The following is a 17,776-nucleotide window of genomic DNA, read 5'->3' on the forward strand; positions in this document are numbered from 1 at the left end:
CCAGCTCCAGCCAGACCCTGCGGTCTGGCTGGTTCCTCCTTGCCTGAACCGCATCCGCAGCACGTCACGCTGTTCTGCTGGATGCGTCGGACCAAGAGTTCAGATCGCATGTCGCTCTGAATGCAAAAGGGGTTGCCATGGACTTCTATATTCTGGCCCAGCAGCTGATCAATGGGATCACGCTGGGCGCTATCTACGGACTGATCGCTGTCGGCTACACGATGGTCTACGGGGTCATCCGCATGATCAATTTCGCTCATGGCGACGTCTATATGGTGTCGGCCTATATTGCCGCGATCACGCTTGCAGTGCTGGGCTTCTTCGGCGTTCAGTCGGTTCCATTCGCGCTGATCTCGATCCTGATCATCACCTGCGCCATCACGGCGGTCTACGGGTGGGTGATCGAGCGCGTGGCCTACAGGCCGTTGCGCGGCTCCACCAAGCTGGCACCGCTGATTTCGGCGATCGGCATATCGCTGATGTTGCAAAGCTATGTCCAGATTTCACAAGGCGCGCGCGATCAGGGTGTGCCGACGCTGATCCAGGGCGCTTTCCGGTTCGGCAGCGAACAGCACTTCGCCCAGATCACCTATATGCAGACCGTGATCCTGTTGGCCTCATTGGTCGCCATGGGCATTCTGACCTATGTGATCGGCTATACGCGCATTGGCCGTGAGTGCCGCGCGACCCAGCAGAATATCCGCATCTCCGCGATCCTCGGCGTCAATACCGACCGCACCATCTCCACCGTCTTCGTGATCGGTGCAGCAACGGCTGCCGTCGGCGGCGTGCTGGTGACCTTCAACTATGGTTCGTTCAACTTCTTCATCGGCTTCGTGATGGGCATCAAGGCCTTCACGGCGGCAGTGCTTGGCGGCATCGGCTCTCTGCCGGGCGCAGTGCTCGGCGGCATATTGCTCGGCCTCACCGAAGCGCTGTTCGCCGGCTATGTCAGCACGGACTACAAGGACGTCTTCGCCTTTGCTTTGCTGATTGTTCTTCTGTTCTTCCGTCCCTACGGCCTGCTCGGTCGTCCGGAAATCCAGAAAGTCTGAGGGGGCCGGAAACCATGCTGAACGACCGTTTTCTCGCGCTTTTCAAGGAAGCGCTACTGACTTTCACCATTTCGCTGATCCTGCTTGGGCCGATTTCCGGTCTCGTGCTGGACGGCTTCTCTTTCCGCAATGAGCTTATGCGAGCTGTCACGCTTGCCGCCATCGTCACAGCCGGACGGCTGATATTTTCGCTGATCGGCATGAGCCCGCTTGGCGCAAGGCTGAAAGCCCTTTTGTCCAGCAATAGTGGCGGCGTCACCGTCAGGACTGGCAAGGAAAAATCCGCAGCCCCGCTGTTGGTGGTGATTTTTCTGGCAGGGTTGATGCTGCCATTCGTGGCCGACAAATATTTCCTCGGCATCGCCATTCTGGCGCTGATCTACTGCCTCCTGGGTCTGGGGCTGAACATCGTCGTCGGGCTGGCTGGCCTGCTCGATCTGGGCTTCGTGGCCTTCTATGCGGTGGGTGCCTATCTTCTGGCGCTCGGCTCGCAATATCTGGGGCTGGGCTTCTGGAGCGCGCTGGTCATCGCGCCGTTTCTCGCAGGCCTTTGCGGCATGATCCTCGGCTTTCCGGTGCTCAAGATGCATGGCGATTACCTCGCTATCGTGACGCTGGGTTTCGGCGAGATCATCCGTCTTGTGCTCAACAACTGGCTGGACTTCACCGGAGGACCGAACGGCGCCCCCGCGCCTGCCCCCACGCTCTTCGGGTTGGAGTTCAGCCGGACCGCAAAGCAGGGCGGCACGCCGTTCCACGACTTCTTCGGCATCGCCTATAATTCCGATTACAAGTTCTGGTTCCTGTATTTCGTGCTGTTCCTCGTCGTCTGTGGGGTGATCTACACGGTGGAGCGCCTGCGCGTCATGCCGCTGGGGCGCATGTGGGAAGCGCTGCGCGAGGATGAGATTGCCTGCCGGTCGCTTGGCGTCAATCACGTTTTCATCAAGCTTTCCGCCTTCATGCTTGGCGCATCGACGGGCGGGATTGCAGGCGTGTTCTTTGCTGCGCATCAGGGCTTCGTGAACCCGACATCCTTCACCTTCTTCGAATCCGCGCTCATCCTCGCCATCGTGGTGCTGGGTGGTCTCGGCTCGACGGTGGGTGTCATTCTGGCCGCGCTGGTCCTGACCATCCTGCCGGAATTGCTGCGCGACTTCGCGGAATATCGCGTCTTCATTTTCGGCGTGCTGATGGTCGTCATGATGATCTGGAAGCCGCGCGGTCTGGTGCGGGTCACGCGCCCGGCGTTCTTCCCGTCGTCGGAGGCGGTGGTATCGGCGGGGCTTTACTCCAAGCCGGATCAATTGACCATGGAGGCCAGCCGATGAATGCGCCAATTCTCGAGGTTCAAAATGTCACCATGCGCTTTGGCGGCATCGTCGCCAATCGCGGGGTCAATTTCTCGGTGGCGAAAGGCGGTATCACAGCGCTGATCGGTCCCAACGGCGCTGGCAAGACGACGATGTTCAACTGCATCACCGGCTTTTATCGCGCGAGCGAAGGCCGCATTGTGCTCAACGGTCCGGAAGGCCCGCGTGACATCGGCGCTTATATGGACAAGCCGATCACCGGCGGCTCCCATCAGGTGACGCGGGCGGGCATCGCCCGCACATTCCAGAACATCCGGCTGTTCAAGGAAATGTCGGTGGTGGAGAACCTGCTGGTTGCCCAACATCTTGCCACCCGCAACGGTCTTTTGAGCGGTATCTTCAAGACCTCGGCCTTCCGCAAGGCGGAGACCGAGGCGGTGGATCGCGCCTATTACTGGCTCGGCCAGATGAACCTGCTTGAAGACGCCAACCGGCTGGCTGGCGAACTTCCCTATGGTCGGCAGCGACGGCTGGAGATAGCCCGCGCCATGTGTACCGGGCCGCAGCTTATCTGTCTGGATGAACCGGCGGCGGGGCTGAATCCATCCGAAACACATGAGCTTTCCCAGATCATCCAGCGGCTTTGCGCCGAGCAGGAACTGACTGTGCTGGTGATCGAGCACGATATGGGGCTGGTGATGCGCATATCGAACCACATTGTCGTGCTGGATCATGGCGAGGTCATTGCCGATGGAACGCCTGAACAGGTGGCCAACGATCCGGCAGTGATAGCGGCCTATCTCGGCGTCAGCGAAGAAGAGGTGCAATCGTGAGCCAGATGGCAGAACCAAACGGGCAGGGCGCAACCGACAAGCTTCTGGAGCTGGTGGATGTGCATGCGCATTATGGTGCGGTGGAAGCGCTGCGCTCGGTCAATGTGCATATTTCCAAGGGCGAGATTGTCAGCCTGATTGGCGCGAATGGCGCAGGCAAGACCACGCTGCTTTCGACGATCTTCGGCTCGCCGCGCGCGTCGAAAGGCAGGATCGTTCATCGTGGTGAGGATATTTCGCGGCTGGCGACAAACCGCATTTCCAGACGCGGCGTGGCGCTGGTGCCGGAAGGACGGCAGATCTATCAGGAAATGTCGGTCGAGGAGAACATGATGATGGGCACCACGCCCGTTGGCATGGAGCATTTCGATGCCGACCGCGCGACCATGTTCGAATTGTTTCCCCGCCTCAAGGAGCGTCGCAATCAGGTTGCAGGCACCATGTCCGGCGGTGAGCAGCAGATGCTGGCCATTGCGCGCGCCATGATGGCGCGGCCCGAGCTGATCCTGTTCGATGAGCCTTCTCTGGGGCTGGCACCGCTGGTCGTGAAGCGCGTCTTCGAGGTGCTGGGAGAAATTGCCGCGATGGGCAAGACCATTTTTCTGGTCGAGCAGAATGCCAATCACGCACTGAAACTGTCACAGCGCGCCTATGTCATGGTCAATGGCCGCATTCATCTGTCAGGCGACAGCGCTTCGCTTCTGGACAATGCCGAGGTGCGCAAGGCCTATCTTGGCCTGCACTGAATCCGCTTGTCATCCGGCTTCCTTGATTGCAATCAAGGAAAACCTGAAATGAAGGGACTAGATTTCCGATTGCGGGCTGCTTTGCCCGCAATGTTTGGGCGCTTTCGGCCTGTCCGCCTGGGCAGCCGCGGCGCTCGTGATGGAGATCGAGATGAAAATGCGTATGATCGCGTTGGGACTTGCCGCCGGTGTCTTGGGCCTGCTTGCTGCCCCCGCTTTCGCCGAGAATATTGAAGTTCACATGCTGAACAAGGGCGCTGAGGGCGTCATGGTGTTCGAACCGGCCTATATCAAGGCAAAGCCGGGCGACACGGTAACCTTCATCTCGGTGGACAAGGGGCATTATGTCGAGTCGGTCAAGGACATGCTCCCGGCAGGCGTGGCCCCGTTCAAAAGCAAGATGAACGAGAACTATGTGCTGACCGTCACGGAGCCGGGCGCCTATCTCGTCAAATGCACACCGCACTTCGCCATGGGCATGGTTGCGGTGATTGCAGTTGGCGACAATCCGGCCAATCTCGATCAGATCGTTGCCGCCAAGAAGCCGAAGATCGTCCAGACGCGGCTGGAGAAAGTTATCGCCAGCGCAAAATGATGGGCAAGAGCCCTTCGTAAAACCTCGCCGAATCTGACCGAAAACTGCGCGATGTCCTCACGCAGTTTTCGACTTCTTGACATTTAATCAATCGATTGATTAAATCATATTATGAAAAAACCGCGCAATACTGACACCGTCACCAACCCCGCCCAAAGCGAACCGTCACTATCCAGTGACCAGACGCGCATGGCGCTGATCCATGCGGCTTTGCAGCTGTTCGGGTCGAAAGGCTTCGACGCCACCTCGACGCGCGAGATCGCGGCTTATGCCAAGGCGAATATCGGCTCCATCGCCTATCATTTCGGCGGCAAGGAAGGACTGCGGCTTGCCGCTGCCGACTATATCGTCGAGACGATACAGGGCGTTGCCGGTCAGGCACTTGGCCATTACGGGGCAATCGGTGCTCCTGCGACGACGAAGGAAGCTGCGCGTCAGCAGCTGGGTTTCGCGCTGGAGCGGATGGTGCAGTTTATCGTGGCGCAACCGGCATCCGGCGAAATCGTTCAGTTTCTGTTGCGCGAGCTGGCGCATCCGACAGCGGCGCTAGACCGCATCTATTCCGGCGTTTTCGAGCCGACCCACAAACGGCTTTGCGCCGTCTGGGAAGCGGCGACTGGCGAACCAGCAGAAAGCGAGCAAACGCGTCTTACCGTTTTCACGCTGCTCGGGCAGGTCGTCTATTTCCGGATCGGGCAAGAGGCGGTGAAGCGGCGCATGGGCTGGGCGGCTTTCGGTCCCGATGAAGCCAAGGCGGTTGCAGCCATCGCGCGGCAAAATCTGTTTGCCATTCTCGCCGCCCGCGATGAACAGCACAATAAGGACGCAGTGCAATGAGCCTTCTTTGTATCGTTCCTTTCGCATCCTATCTGTTCGCGGCATGCAGCAGCCAGCCGCTGGCCGTCGGCTATGTTGAAGGCGAGTTCGTACAGCTTGCCCCGCTGGAAGTTGCGCAGGTGCAATCCGTCATGGTGAAACGCGGCGACCGTGTGGAACCGGACAAGCCGATTGCGCTCACCGAAGAGACGGATGCGAAAATCGCGGTTGCGCAGGCAGAAGCCGCTTTGGCGCAGGCCGAGGCGCAGCTTGCCGATTTGCAGGTTGGCAAGCGCCCGGATGAAATTGCGGTTCTGGAGGCATCGGTGCGCACCGCCAATGCACAGGCCGACGATGCGCGGCGCACGCTGTTGCGCACGCAGGACCTGACAAAGCGCGGGGTCATGACGCAGGCCCAGCTGGACGATGCCAAAACCAGTGTGGAAGTGGCCGAAGCGTCCATCAATCAGAGCATGGCCAATCTGGCCGTGGGGCGTTTGCCCGCCCGCCCGGAAGAAATCAAGGCAGCTGAAAACGCGGTCAAGAGCGCTGCCGCACAGCTCGATTCCGCACGCTGGCATCTGACCAAGCGCACCATCGTTGCGCCCGCTGCCGGGCGGATCACCGATGTCATTCGCAATCCGGGCGATACTGCCGGGCCGACGGCTCCGGTGCTGACCATGCTGCCGGACGGTGCGGTGAAACTGAAAGTCTATATTCCGGAAGCCAAGTTCTCCTCAGTCCGGGTTGGAGACTTGCTTTCGGTCCGTTGCGACGGCTGCGCGGCAGACCTCAAGGCGAAGGTCAGCTATGTCTCGCCCGACCCGGAATTCACCCCGCCGGTGATCTATTCGCTCGAAACACGCCAGAAGCTTGTCTATCTGGTCGAGGCGCATCCGGTCGATCCGGCTTCGCCGCTCCAGCCGGGCCAGATCGTCGATGTCGATCTGGCTGCCCGGTAGACGGAGGCAGCCATGTCCAACGCTATCGATGTCAAAGGTCTGGTGAAGCGGTTTGGCGACGCAACTGTCGTCGATCATGTGAGCATGTCGGTGGCGGAGGGCGAGATTGTCGGCTTTCTGGGGCCGAACGGTTCCGGCAAGACCACGACCATCCGCATGATGTGTGGCCTGCTGACGCCCGACGAAGGCGAGGGGCAGGTGCTGGGTTTCGACCTGCGCACGGAAGGGCTGAAGATCAAGCGCGAGGTCGGTTACATGACGCAGCGCTTCTCCTTCTACGAAGACCTGACCATCGCCGAAAATCTTGAATTTGTGGCCCGGCTTTATCGTCTGAAGCCGGTGCGGGACCATGTGGCGCGCACGCTGGAAGAGCTTGGTCTGACATCGCGCGGCAACCAGCTTGCTGGCACGCTTTCCGGCGGCTGGAAACAACGGCTCGCACTTGCCGCCTGTATCATGCACAAGCCTAAGCTGCTGCTGCTGGATGAGCCGACCGCCGGTGTTGACCCCAAGGCGCGCCGTGATTTCTGGGACGAGATTCACCGCCTTGCCGATGGCGGCCTGACGGTGCTGGTTTCAACCCACTATATGGACGAAGCCGAGCGCTGCCACCGCATCAGCTATATTTCCTACGGCAAGCTTCTGGCGACGGGAACGGTCAGGGATGTGATCGCCGAGGCGGGTCTTACGACTTTCATCGTCAGCGGCCAGCGGCTGGGCGATGTTGCGCGCGAACTGGAGAACGAGCCGGGCGTTCTGCAAGTGGCGCCATTCGGGGCGACGCTGCATGTTGTCGGCTCAGACCGGGCCAAGCTGGAAACGGCGCTCGACAAGATCAGGCATCGGGACGGGATTACCGTCGAGGCGGGCGAAACCAGCCTTGAGGATGTTTTCATCCAGTTCATGGCCAATGCGCAGGACAATATGTCGAAAGCGGCCAGCACCGGGTGTAACAAGGCCGGGAGTAGCAAAGGATGACCGGCAGCTGGTTTTCATTCGAGCGTCTTGGCGCGATGCTGATGAAGGAATTCATCCAGATGCGGCGCGACCGCATTACCTTCGCCATGATGCTGGTTGTGCCGCTGATGCAGCTTCTGCTGTTCGGCTTTGCCATCAACAATGACCCAAAAAGCTTGCCAAGCGCCGTGGTCGTCACCAGTCAGGATCATTACACACGGGCGATGATTTCGGCGCTGGAAACCACCGGCTATTACCGCTTTGATCATGTGGTTCAAAGCGCCGCCGAAGCCGAAGCGCTGATTGCCAACGGCACGGTCTCCTTTGTCGTCACCATCCCGTCCGATTTTGCGCGGCGGGTGGATGCGGGCGATGCACCGCAAATTCTCATAGAGGCCGATGCGACCGACCCTTCCGTGGCAAGCGGCGCGATTTCGACGCTGAGCACTGTGGCCGGTCAAGCGCTGTTGCGCGAGCAGGGCAAGCAGGCCGAAGCGACGGAGGCCGCGCGCAGCCAGCTACAGGTGATCGTGCATCGTCGGTACAATCCGGAAGGCGTGTCGCAATATAATATCGTGCCCGGCTTGCTCGGTGTCATCCTGCAAATGACGATGGTGATGATGACGGCCATGGCGCTGACCCGTGAAACCGAGCGCGGCACCATGGAAAACCTGCTGGCCATGCCTGCCACGCCTGCCGAGATCATGCTGGGCAAGGTGCTGCCGTTTCTCGCCGTGGGGGCGGTGCAGGTGGTGGTCGTGCTGGTTGCGGCAAAGCTTTTGTTTGGCGTGCCGTTTGTCGGATCGCTGGCGTTGCTTCTGGCTTGCGTGCTGATCTTCGTTTTGTCGCTGGTGCTGCTCGGCTATACGATTTCGACCGCATCGCGCACGCAGATGCAGGCCATGCAGCTGACCTTCTTCTTTTTCCTGCCGTCGCTGATGCTGTCGGGTTTCATGTTTCCGTTCAGGGGCATGCCCGATTGGGCGCAGACCTTGGGCGAGATTTTCCCGCTCACGCATTTCCTGCGTATTGTGCGCGCCGTTATGCTGAAAGGCGCAACCCTTGCCGATATTGCAGGCGAAGTGAATGCGCTGATCCTGTTCGTTGTTCTGTTTGCCACGATGGCTTTGTTGCGCTTCCGGCGCACGCTCGATTGATCAGGCGCGCGCCGGGGGCAAATCTGTCAGCAAGCCGTGGGGGCAAGCTCCACCTTCGGGCGGCGTGACAGCGTGAACAGCAGACCCGCCGCTGCCAGAAGGCCACCGGCCACCGGGATGGCCGCATAGCCGTAGCCCGCGCTCAACACCGCACCACCCAGAGCGGCACCCACTGCATTGCCGAGGTTGAATGCGCCGATATTGATCGACGAAGCCAGCCCCGGCGCTTCAGATGCAGCCTGCATCACGCGCATCTGAACCGGCGGCACGATGGCGAATGCAGCAGCCCCCCAGGCCAGCAGGCTGATGAGCGCGCCGACATGGCTGTTGAGGGCGAGCGGCAGTACAAAGCTGACAATGGCGAGCATTGCGAGGAAGATTCGCGTTGCGCCATTCAGCGACCAGTCGGCGAGGCGGCCACCCAGCGCATTGCCGATTGTGAAACCTACGCCGATGATGACGAGCGCCAGCGTTACGAAACCTTCCGAAGCGCCGGTGCGATCAGCCAGAACGGCGGCAACATAGGTGTAGAGCGTGAACATCGCACCTGCGCCCATCACGGTTGTCGCCAGCGACTTCAACACGGTTGGACGCAACAGAACACCCACTTCCTTACGGATATCGGGCATCTTGCCCGCTTCACCGCGCGGCAGTGAAAGCCACAGGGCGGCAATGGCGACGAGGCCGAGGACCGCAGTTCCCGCAAATGACATGCGCCAGCCGATCTGCTGGCCGATCCAGGTTGCTGCCGGGACGCCGCCAATATTGGCGATGGTGAGACCCATGAACATGGTCGCAACGGCGCTGGCCCGTTTTTCTGGCGGCACGACGCTGGCTGCAACGATGGAGCCGAGACCGAAGAACGCGCCGTGGTTGAGGCTCGTCACGAGACGTGCAGCCAGAAGCGTCCAGTAATCCGGTGCAAAGGCCGACAGGATGTTGCCGATGGTGAAGATCGCCATCAGCAGCATCAGCGCGGTGCGCTTGCCGAAACGCCCGAACGCCAGAGTCATGATCGGCGCGCCGATCATGACGCCAATCGCATAGGCGCTGACCAGCAGGCCAGCGGTCGGGATTGATACATTCACACCATCGGCGATGACGGGCAGCAGGCCCATTGGGGCAAATTCGGTGGTGCCGATGCCGAAGGCACCGATTGCAAGCGCAAGAAGCGGCCAGTTGAAACCGGCCGCCTGGGTTGCGCTTGTCTGAGCGTTTGAAGCACTCATAGCGAAATCTCCGTGTTACTTGTCCCAGACAGGCGCCAGCTCGGGAGGGCTGACCAGACGTCCGTCAGGACGGGCGAGCTTTGCAATCGCCGCCATGTCTTCAGAATTGAGTTCAAAGTCGAACAGATCGAAGTTTTCCGCGACACGTTCCGGCTTGGCGGTCTTCGAAAGCGCGATGAAACCGCGTTCGATGAGCCAGCGCAGCGCAACCTGTGCGGCGGTCTTGCCGTATTTCGCGCCAATGGCCTGCAAAGCCGGATCACGCGGAACCGCGCCATCGGCCATGCCAAAATAGGCGGTGATGGCAACGCCTGCTTCCTTGGCGGCGGCAGCAATTGCGTTCTGGTCGAGATAAGGGTGAACCTCGATCTGGTTGGTCACGATTGGCGCTTGGCTGCGTTCAATCGATTCTTTCATCTGCGCGATATTCTGGTTGCTGACGCCGATAAAGCGCGTCTTGCCTGAAGCCTGAACCGCATTCAGCAAGTCGACCTGTTCAGCAATCGATACTTTGTGGGCTGGCCAGTGCAGCAGCAAGAGGTCGACCTGATCGACTTGCAGCTTGTCGAGGCTTTCCGCCACGGAAGAGGCGAACTTCTCTTCGCTATAATTATCGACCCACACCTTGGTGGTCAGGAACAGATCATCGCGACGCGCGCCAGCCTTCTGCAAGGCTTGGCCAAGGGCTGCTTCGTTCTGATAGATCTGAGCGGTATCGAAATGGCGGAAACCCGCTTCCAGTGCGGCTGGAACGATGGCTTCCACTTCGGCGTCCGACATACGGAAAACGCCGAAACCGAGCGCGGGAATAGCCGCGCCGTGTGCGTTGACGATCTTCATTGTAACTCCTGTTGACTGACTGGACGCGTTTCGCGCGGAGGCGCACGAAGCTTGGGAGGCAAACGCTTCCAGTCAGGAATCCATTAGAATCCTGTGATGCACAAAGAGATAGGCCCAACATTCCCACTTGAAAATCCGCTGCTGTTCCACATTATCTATGAAACAATTTCACAGATGGGGTCATGGATGGACAATCGCGCCGGTGAGATGCAGGTGTTCCTGCGGGTCGTGGACGCGGGCAGCTTCTCGGAGGCTGCGCGCCTTTTGCGCATGAATCCATCGACGATCAGCAAGCTGATTTCCCGCATCGAGACGCGGCTTGGCGTGCGGCTTTTGGAGCGGTCGTCCCGCCGCCTGTCGCTCACCGCCGAAGGGCGCATCTATTATGAGCGCAGTCAGGGGCTGCTGCACGACTTTGACGAGATCGAGCGTGAACTGTCGCAAGGTTCGGCCAGCACCGGCGGCACGGTGCGCATCACCACGTCCGTTGCACTGGGCACACTGGGACTGGAGCCGGTGCTGCCGGAGTTTCTTAGCGCCTATCCGAATATCGTGGTGGACCTGTCGCTCAACGACGAGATTGTCGACCTCTATCGCGACCGGACCGATGTGGCGTTTCGCACCGGCAAGCTTGCAAATTCCAGCATGATGATGCGCAAGATCGGTCTGGCGCGGCGCAAGATCGTGGCGGCCCCCGCCTATCTGGAGCGCTGCGGCACGCCGCGCTCGGTTGACGATCTGGCCGAGCATAATTGCATTGGCTTCAATTTCCGCCGTGTTGCGCCGGTCTGGCCGCTCAAGGAGAGCGGTCGCATTGTCGACCGCGCCGTCTATGGATCATTGCTCGCCAATAATGGTGAAACGGTGCGCCGCATGGCCATAGCCGGGGTGGGATTGGCCCGCATCGCGCATTATCATGCGCGCGACGACATAGCAGCCGGACGGCTGGTCGAGGTGCTGGCGGATGTCATCGAAAGCGATGAGGAAGAGGTGAATGCCGTGTTCCTCGGTGGGGCCAGACTGCCCCAGCGGGTGAAGGTCTTCCTCGATTTCGCTGTGCCGCGATTGCAGGCATTTCTGGCCCTGTAACGCGGCAATCACGCCGAATCATGTTGCATATTTGCTTCTAAGCGTCCGTTTTCCGCATAAAACGGCGCTTTCCCATAAAATTTAGCACATCCAATAGCTGAACGATTTCAGGTTCTTGAAAGGGCGTATTCCGCTTTTCAAGATTCTGTGCTCGCGTTTTGTATTGACTGTTAACATTGCGTTAACCACAGTTTGTTGCAATGTGTTACACAGAGTTACAATTGGTGAACTGGAAGCGAGGTGTGGATTGAAAGGAGTACGGCAGATAGAACGACAGTCCCGGCAGGCAAGCCTGCACCAGGGGGACAAGTCTGCCGTGGCCAGCATGACGTCGTTCTGGGGCTTGATGCGCGCCTATTGGGTGTCCGACCGCTGGAGAGAAGCCTGGGCGCTCACCGCCGCGATTTTTCTCCTGACGGCCTTCGTCAGCAAGATGACGGTCTGGGTGGCGGAAGCCTCCGGCCATCTGATGAACTCCATCGTCAATGTGAACACCGCGCCGGTTCAAAGCCCGCTGGTCGGGATTTCGACCAATGCCGGTCTCCTGATCCTGCTGATGCTGGCCAAGGATGTGATGCTGGTTGGCTCGCGTCATTTCCTCTCCACCACCTTGCATCGCAAGTGGCGCAAGTGGCTGAACGACCAGTTCTCCGCGGCGCTTCTGAATAGCAAGCACACGCATTTCCATTTGCAGCAGGGTCGCGGCAAGGACCAGATCGACAATGTCGATCAGCGCTTGCAGGAATCGATCAAGGGCATGACCGGCGGCGCCATTGGCCTCGTGATGGGCATTGTCGGCGTCGTTCTGTCGGCCTTTTTCATCGGCCAGAAGCTCATTGAAATGTCCACGGATGTGGAAGGGCTGGAAGTCTTCGGCTCCTATGGCAGCGCGGTTCTCGCCTTTGCCGCCATCCTGATTTACGTGCCGCTTGGCACATTCGTCGCCATTAAGATCGGTCGCCGTCTGGAGCGCCTCAATCTCGGCATTCAGCAGGCGGAAGGTTCCTATCGTGGTGAATGGACAACCCTTCTGCGTCGCAGCTTCCAGATTTCCGCCTCCAATGGCGAGGCCGTCCAGCGTTCGGTGAATGAACGTCTCTACAAGGATGTTGACGGCACCTGGAACAAGCTCAATCGTTTTGACGCGGCCTATCTGGCCTTCTCGCAGGCCTATGGCTTTTTGTCCAACCGCATCGTCGCTTATATTCCGGGCCTTCTGCCCTATATGAGCGGGTCGGTGAGCTTCCGTAATTATGTCACGGGTGCTGAACTGGTTGCCGCCATGATCAATGATTGCTCGTGGTTCATTCAGGTCATGCCTGCAATCGCCAATCTGCGCGCCAATGCAAACCGCGTGACCGGGCTGGCGCAGGCTATGGAAAATGTACAGGACCCGTCGGGATTCTATGCGCGCTCGGGCGTCAATCGCTTTGCTTTCGCCCGTCAGCATCCGCGCTTCGGCCTGTCTGTCCGCAACCTCACGCTGATGCAGGGGCCGGACAGCGAGGCGCCGTTCCTGCGCTCTGGCGTGATCAATATCCGCGCTGGCGACTGGGTCTATATGCGCGGTGAATCCGGCTCGGGCAAAACCTCCTTCGTGAAGGCGCTGAACGGTCTTTGGCCCTATGGCACTGGCGATATCATCTATCCGCAGAATGCGACCTCGCTCTATGCCACGCAGGATGCAAAGTTCCCGTCCGTATCGCTGAAGCAGCTTGTCAGCCTGCCGGGCGATGCCGGAAGTTTTGGCGATCTTGCCGTTGCAGCGGTTCTGCATGAAGCGGGTCTCGGTGAATTCATCGAACGGATGAACGATAACGATGCCGGTGGTGCACCTTGGGATATGGTTCTGTCCGGCGGGCAGAAGCAGAAGATCGTGCTGGCGCGCATTCTCCTGCACAAGCCGTCGATCATCTTCCTCGACGAAGCCACGGGTGCTCTCGACCCAGCTGCAAAGGCGCGCTTCCATGCATCCCTGAAGACCCGCTGCCCCGACGCCATCGTCATCAGCATCATGCATGAGGAAAAGCTTCCAGTGCTGGAAAGCGGCGCGCAGGTCTATTCGCATGTGCTGGATATCCGCAATGGCTATGTCTCGCTGCGTCCGGTCCATTTCGATCTTCCGGGTGCTGCCAACGCCCCGCTCATCGCGGCCGAATAATCGCTTTCTTTAGAGCGCCGATCTGATTGCATCAGATCGGCGCTCTAATCCTCTGTTTCAACGCGCATCTTGTCCGAAAACCGTTTCACACTTTTCGGGATGCGCTCTCATGCCGGGTTGTAAAAGTCCAGATTTGGACTATATTCCATTCTGGATGAATGGGGAATGGTCATGGCTCGGAACGCAGCGATGTTAAAGACAGGGATCGAAAAAGGACCGGATGTTCTCGACCCGGGCCGTTTCAAGCCATTGTCGCGCAAGCGGCTGAGCGCTCCCGGTCTGCGCACCTTTCTCGCCATTGCCGATCTCTGGGGGCTGGACGAGCAGCAGCGTCTGCTGGTGCTGGGTCTTCCATCGCGCTCAACCTATTACAACTGGGTCAAAGCTGTGCGCGAGCATCGCGATATCACGCTGGATGTCGATGTGCTGACGCGCCTGTCCGCCGTGCTCGGCATTCATCAGGCGCTGGGTGTTCTCTACGCCGATGAGATGGCGGGCGTGCGCTGGCTGACGACGCCCAATCGCGCAACGGTGTTTGGGGGTCATGCGCCGCTGAGGCTGGTTACGGGCGGCACGCAGGACGGATTGCTGACTGTGCGGCGGTTTCTCGATGCGGCGCGTGGCGGCCACTTCATGGAGCCAAACGAAATCGACAGCGCCTTCACGCCTTATCGCGATTCCGACGTGGTGTTCTCGTGAGGCGCAACCCGGCCCCGCATCCAGGCTACCGCCTTATTCCGTCGCGTTTTCCTCCTGTCGGACTTTTCGACACGGTGGCAACCGCTGCCGATCTGGAAGCCGTGATGGAACTGGCGGGCTGGACCAATGACCGGCTTCTGGTCGAGCGCCTGCAAAGGCTGCCGCAGGAGGAATGGGTGTTCGGCAGGCCGAATTCCAGCATCGTCATGGCAACATTCCTGCATGTTGCGCCTAGCGGCATGCGGTTCAACGGGCCAGAGCTTGGCGCATGGTATGCCGCCGCCAGCCTCACCACCTCCGTGGTGGAGGTCGCGCATCATATGCGCCGCGAGGCGGTCGCCACGGGGCAGGCGACACTTTCCCGGACATTCCGTGTCTATAGCGCGCGTCTAGAAGGCGATTTCGTCGATATATGCGGCGAGCAAGCGGCAAGGCCGGACGTCTATGCGTCCGGCGATTACGGCGCATCGCAGCAATTCGGTGAGGAAATGCGCGCCGCCGGAGAAGACGGCATCCTGTTCGACAGCCTGCGCCATGAGGGCGGGGTCAACATTGCCGCCTTTCGTCCAAGCCGCGTTCTCGATGTCGTGCAGGGCGACCACTTTGATGTGACGGTCGAGGCTTCATCGCAGAAAATTCAGGCGAAGAAGCTGTCTGGATAAGGCAGTTGTTACACCGCCCATTCCACATCGGTGGTGAAGGCGATGGTTAGCCAGCGATCCGGGCTTTCTTCGCCCAGCGCATTGCCGACTTCATCGCGCAAGGCGTCCCATTCTTCCAGCCGCCGGGGCGGCAGATTGGGTGGGACAATGAAGTAAAGTTCGATCTGCTTGCCGCGACCGACTTTCGCAACATAAGCGCGATAGGACACGAAGCCATGGCGCTTCACAATGTCCTGCGCCACGCTGTCGACATGCTGTTTGAGATCCGCAGGTGTGACCAGAAAAATGTCGGCCAGCGCCTGCTTGATCGTGCTGATGGGCATCGGGATGATGACAAGACAGACCACGGCCAGCGCGGTCGGATCGATATAGGGCGCTATCCACCCCAGTTCCGTTCCTTCGACGAGATAACCGATCAGGAAGGCGATCAACAGCGCGGCGGTAATGCCGCCAGACATGATCCAGGCCTTGGCGTCCAGCGCCACAAAATCCGATTTGATGGAGCGATTGGCGCGCATTTCGAACCAGGCCATGCCGAGGCAGGCAATCAAAGCCACCACGGCATAGAAAATGGCATAGGTGAATTCGAGATGGCGACCGCCCTGCATGATAATGCCGATCGCATTGATGAGTGCATAGATTGCAACGCCTGTCAGCATGATGCCGTTGAGGCCAAGCACCATCGGTTCGAGATGCCAGAAACCCATGGTGAAACGCTCACGCAATTTGCGGTTGGTCCGCTCCGGCAAGGCGGAAAGCGCAATCAGCCGCGATACGATGAGCGCCAGCCCGCTCATGGCCGCATCGGCCAGCATATAGACGCCGTCGAATACAATAGAGAATGAACCGGACAAAAGACCGAATACGACGCCGAAACCGGCGACAAGGAGAGTAACGCCTATCGAGACTTGAAGGACAGTTTGTTCACGGCGCAATTTTTACTCCAAATTCAATAGTCAAATTCGCGGTAAGGCGGGGAGGTTCGTTCGACATTTTATTCGCGATGCACAGGATGGAAAATATATACATCGAATGGATGAAACCGGCAAATTCCGGATGTTTTTATTGAAGAATCCTCTAACATGAAAGTTATCGCTTCGGCTTCCTGAAGCTTTCTGCGCGCTATAGTTCGCAAATGAAAAGAAGGGGTGTGTCTTGTCGATACGGATTGGCCAAAAATACGGGCACCTCATTCATGGTTGGAGCTGTGCTTGCCACAGCCCGCAGGCTTTGCAGCTGATGGCGCGGATGGAAAAAAAGCTGTCGCGCCGCAATTTGCTCAAGGCCGCCGCGGCCACGCTCACCGTCTCGGCCTTGGGCCTGAGCGGCACGGCGATGGCGCAGACCAAAGCCCCGGCAAAGCCGGTTCTCCTGACCAATGTAAAGATTTTCGACGGCACGGACGCAAAGCTCATTGAAGGCCAGAATGTTCTGGTGGAAGGAAATTTCATCAAGGCGCTGATCGGCGCGCAGGAAACGGTCGCAGACGCGGACGTGATCGATTGCGGCGGACGCACGCTGATGCCGGGCATGATCGAAGCGCACTGGCACTCCATTCTGGCCGGAATTTCGCAGTTGGCGGCCATGACGGCCGATATTCCCTATGTGCATCTGGTCGCCGCGCAGGAAGCGGAGCGCACGGTGCTGCGCGGCTTCACAACGGTACGCGATGTCGGTGGGCCGTCTTTCGCGCTCAAGCGGGTCATTGACGAGGGCGGCGTGGTTGGCCCGCGCATTTACCCATCGGGCGCGATGATTTCGCAGACCTCCGGTCATGGTGATTTTCGTATGCGCACCGATCTGCCGCGAAGCACGCAGAGCGATCTGAGCGTGGCGGAACGGGCAGGTATTTCGGCCATTGCCGATGGCGAGGCGGAAGTGCTGCGCCGCGTGCGCGAGCAGCTTATGCTGGGTGCAAGCCAGATCAAGATCATGGGCGGCGGCGGCGTTTCTTCGTCTTACGATCCGATTGACGGCATTCAGTTCACCGAGGCCGAGACGAAGGCGGCTGTTGCTGCCGCCTCCGACTGGGGCACTTATGTCTGCATCCACACCTACACATCCGCCGGTATTCAGCGGGCGCTCGATTGCGGCGTGAAATCCATTGAGCACGGCCAGCTTGCCGATGAGGAAACCGTCAAGCGCATGGCCGATGCCGATGCCTGGTGGAGCATTCAGCCATTTCTCGCCGACGAGGATGCCAATCCGAAATCCGATCCGGTGCAGCGCCAGCAACAGCAGCAGATCTCCGACGGTACTGTGCGGGCCATCGAGCTTGGCCGTCAGTACAAGGTCAAGATGGCGCTCGGAACCGATATTCTATTCAGCCCGAAGGGCACGGCGACGCAGGGCAAGCAGCTCGCGAAATTCGCGCGCTGGTATGACAATGCAGAAGTGCTGCGCATGCTGACCAGCGGCAATGCCGATCTGGTCGCGCTGTCTGGGCCGCGCAATCCTTACCCGGCAAAGCTCGGCCGTATCGAAGCCGGGGCCTATGCCGATATTCTCGTGCTGGATGGCAATCCGCTTGAAGATATTTCATTGATTGCCGATCCGGATCGCACCATGAAGCTCATCATGAAGGATGGGCGCATTCACAAGAACACGCTTTCAGCTTGAGGGACGCATTTTGAATAGACTGAACACGTATGCTGTTGCCGTT

17 protein-coding genes are annotated in these 17,776 nt (G+C 59.3%); 14 read left to right on the forward strand and 3 right to left on the reverse strand.

The window, feature by feature from the left end; genetic code table 11:
* The first annotated feature begins 137 nt into the window (after positions 1–137).
* From FGI60_RS00195 to FGI60_RS00235, 9 genes are all read left to right on the forward strand, one after another.
* Positions 138–1,055: an ABC transporter permease subunit gene (locus FGI60_RS00195; RefSeq protein WP_138783420.1), complete on the forward strand. Its 918-nt coding sequence runs from the start codon at positions 138–140 to the stop codon at positions 1,053–1,055.
* 14 nt (positions 1,056–1,069) lie between these two features.
* Positions 1,070–2,386: a high-affinity branched-chain amino acid ABC transporter permease LivM gene (gene livM, locus FGI60_RS00200; protein WP_138783421.1), complete on the forward strand. Its 1,317-nt coding sequence runs from the start codon at positions 1,070–1,072 to the stop codon at positions 2,384–2,386.
* Positions 2,383–3,201, forward strand: coding sequence for an ABC transporter ATP-binding protein (locus tag FGI60_RS00205; RefSeq protein ID WP_138783422.1), 819 nt, complete (start codon positions 2,383–2,385; stop codon positions 3,199–3,201). The genes livM and FGI60_RS00205 overlap by 4 nt, the downstream gene beginning before the upstream one ends.
* A gap of 5 nt (positions 3,202–3,206) precedes the next feature.
* Positions 3,207–3,947, forward strand: a complete 741-nt coding sequence (locus FGI60_RS00210; protein WP_138783825.1) for an ABC transporter ATP-binding protein — start codon at positions 3,207–3,209, stop codon at positions 3,945–3,947.
* A 157-nt stretch (positions 3,948–4,104) separates the two neighbouring features.
* Positions 4,105–4,542 carry a pseudoazurin gene (locus FGI60_RS00215; RefSeq protein ID WP_138783826.1) on the forward strand — a complete coding sequence of 146 codons (438 nt, stop codon included), beginning with the start codon at positions 4,105–4,107 and terminating at the stop codon, positions 4,540–4,542.
* A 111-nt stretch (positions 4,543–4,653) separates the two neighbouring features.
* On the forward strand, positions 4,654–5,379 hold the full coding sequence (locus FGI60_RS00220; protein WP_138783423.1) for a DUF1956 domain-containing protein: 726 nt from the start codon (positions 4,654–4,656) through the stop codon (positions 5,377–5,379).
* On the forward strand, positions 5,376–6,320 hold the full coding sequence (locus FGI60_RS00225; protein ID WP_138783424.1) for an HlyD family secretion protein: 945 nt from the start codon (positions 5,376–5,378) through the stop codon (positions 6,318–6,320). Before FGI60_RS00220 ends, FGI60_RS00225 begins: the two co-directional genes overlap by 4 nt.
* 12 nt (positions 6,321–6,332) lie before the next feature.
* On the forward strand, positions 6,333–7,298 hold the full coding sequence (locus FGI60_RS00230; protein WP_138783425.1) for an ABC transporter ATP-binding protein: 966 nt from the start codon (positions 6,333–6,335) through the stop codon (positions 7,296–7,298).
* On the forward strand, positions 7,295–8,434 hold the full coding sequence (locus FGI60_RS00235; RefSeq protein WP_138783426.1) for an ABC transporter permease: 1,140 nt from the start codon (positions 7,295–7,297) through the stop codon (positions 8,432–8,434). Before FGI60_RS00230 ends, FGI60_RS00235 begins: the two co-directional genes overlap by 4 nt.
* 26 nt (positions 8,435–8,460) lie before the next feature.
* Here FGI60_RS00235 and FGI60_RS00240 read toward each other — a convergent pair whose 3' ends face one another.
* Together FGI60_RS00240 and FGI60_RS00245 are read right to left on the reverse strand one after the other, a co-directional pair.
* Positions 8,461–9,663, reverse strand: coding sequence for an MFS transporter (locus tag FGI60_RS00240; RefSeq protein ID WP_138783427.1), 1,203 nt, complete (start codon positions 9,661–9,663; stop codon positions 8,461–8,463).
* A 15-nt stretch (positions 9,664–9,678) separates the two neighbouring features.
* A complete protein-coding gene (locus FGI60_RS00245) occupies positions 9,679–10,503 on the reverse strand; it encodes an aldo/keto reductase (protein WP_138783428.1) in 825 nt (274 codons plus the stop codon).
* 186 nt (positions 10,504–10,689) lie between these two features.
* Between FGI60_RS00245 and FGI60_RS00250 the strand changes: the two genes are divergently transcribed.
* From FGI60_RS00250 to FGI60_RS00265, 4 genes are all read left to right on the forward strand, one after another.
* Positions 10,690–11,592 carry a LysR family transcriptional regulator gene (locus FGI60_RS00250; protein WP_113533927.1) on the forward strand — a complete coding sequence of 301 codons (903 nt, stop codon included), beginning with the start codon at positions 10,690–10,692 and terminating at the stop codon, positions 11,590–11,592.
* A 316-nt stretch (positions 11,593–11,908) separates the two neighbouring features.
* Entirely contained in the window at positions 11,909–13,753 is a 1,845-nt protein-coding gene (locus tag FGI60_RS00255) for an ABC transporter ATP-binding protein/permease (RefSeq protein ID WP_171058657.1), read from the forward strand.
* Positions 13,754–13,924: 171 nt separating this feature from the next.
* Positions 13,925–14,452, forward strand: a complete 528-nt coding sequence (locus tag FGI60_RS00260) for an MbcA/ParS/Xre antitoxin family protein (protein ID WP_078339019.1) — start codon at positions 13,925–13,927, stop codon at positions 14,450–14,452.
* A complete protein-coding gene (locus FGI60_RS00265) occupies positions 14,449–15,114 on the forward strand; it encodes an RES family NAD+ phosphorylase (RefSeq protein ID WP_138783429.1) in 666 nt (221 codons plus the stop codon). The genes FGI60_RS00260 and FGI60_RS00265 overlap by 4 nt, the downstream gene beginning before the upstream one ends.
* Before the next feature lie 8 nt (positions 15,115–15,122).
* On the opposite strand, the gene FGI60_RS00270 is transcribed toward FGI60_RS00265, so the two are convergent.
* Positions 15,123–16,049, reverse strand: a complete 927-nt coding sequence (locus FGI60_RS00270; protein WP_138783430.1) for a cation diffusion facilitator family transporter — start codon at positions 16,047–16,049, stop codon at positions 15,123–15,125.
* Positions 16,050–16,353: 304 nt separating this feature from the next.
* Between FGI60_RS00270 and FGI60_RS00275 the strand changes: the two genes are divergently transcribed.
* Entirely contained in the window at positions 16,354–17,733 is a 1,380-nt protein-coding gene (locus FGI60_RS00275) for a metal-dependent hydrolase family protein (protein WP_235889700.1), read from the forward strand.
* Positions 17,734–17,776 lie beyond the last annotated feature (43 nt).

Source organism: Brucella haematophila, from assembly GCF_005938105.1.
Classification (GTDB): domain Bacteria; phylum Pseudomonadota; class Alphaproteobacteria; order Rhizobiales; family Rhizobiaceae; genus Brucella; species Brucella haematophila.

Coding starts and splice junctions, on each gene's coding strand:
- FGI60_RS00215 (WP_138783826.1), top strand. CDS start 4,105: ATGCGTATGATCGCGTTGGGACTTGCCGCCGGTGTCTTGGGCCTGCTT.
- FGI60_RS00210 (WP_138783825.1), top strand. CDS start 3,207: ATGGCAGAACCAAACGGGCAGGGCGCAACCGACAAGCTTCTGGAGCTG.
- FGI60_RS00220 (WP_138783423.1), top strand. CDS start 4,654: ATGAAAAAACCGCGCAATACTGACACCGTCACCAACCCCGCCCAAAGC.
- FGI60_RS00245 (WP_138783428.1), bottom strand. CDS start 10,503: ATGAAGATCGTCAACGCACACGGCGCGGCTATTCCCGCGCTCGGTTTC.
- FGI60_RS00235 (WP_138783426.1), top strand. CDS start 7,295: ATGACCGGCAGCTGGTTTTCATTCGAGCGTCTTGGCGCGATGCTGATG.
- FGI60_RS00250 (WP_113533927.1), top strand. CDS start 10,690: ATGGACAATCGCGCCGGTGAGATGCAGGTGTTCCTGCGGGTCGTGGAC.
- FGI60_RS00240 (WP_138783427.1), bottom strand. CDS start 9,663: ATGAGTGCTTCAAACGCTCAGACAAGCGCAACCCAGGCGGCCGGTTTC.
- FGI60_RS00205 (WP_138783422.1), top strand. CDS start 2,383: ATGAATGCGCCAATTCTCGAGGTTCAAAATGTCACCATGCGCTTTGGC.
- FGI60_RS00195 (WP_138783420.1), top strand. CDS start 138: ATGGACTTCTATATTCTGGCCCAGCAGCTGATCAATGGGATCACGCTG.
- FGI60_RS00260 (WP_078339019.1), top strand. CDS start 13,925: ATGGCTCGGAACGCAGCGATGTTAAAGACAGGGATCGAAAAAGGACCG.
- FGI60_RS00225 (WP_138783424.1), top strand. CDS start 5,376: ATGAGCCTTCTTTGTATCGTTCCTTTCGCATCCTATCTGTTCGCGGCA.
- FGI60_RS00230 (WP_138783425.1), top strand. CDS start 6,333: ATGTCCAACGCTATCGATGTCAAAGGTCTGGTGAAGCGGTTTGGCGAC.
- livM (WP_138783421.1), top strand. CDS start 1,070: ATGCTGAACGACCGTTTTCTCGCGCTTTTCAAGGAAGCGCTACTGACT.
- FGI60_RS00275 (WP_235889700.1), top strand. CDS start 16,354: ATGGCGCGGATGGAAAAAAAGCTGTCGCGCCGCAATTTGCTCAAGGCC.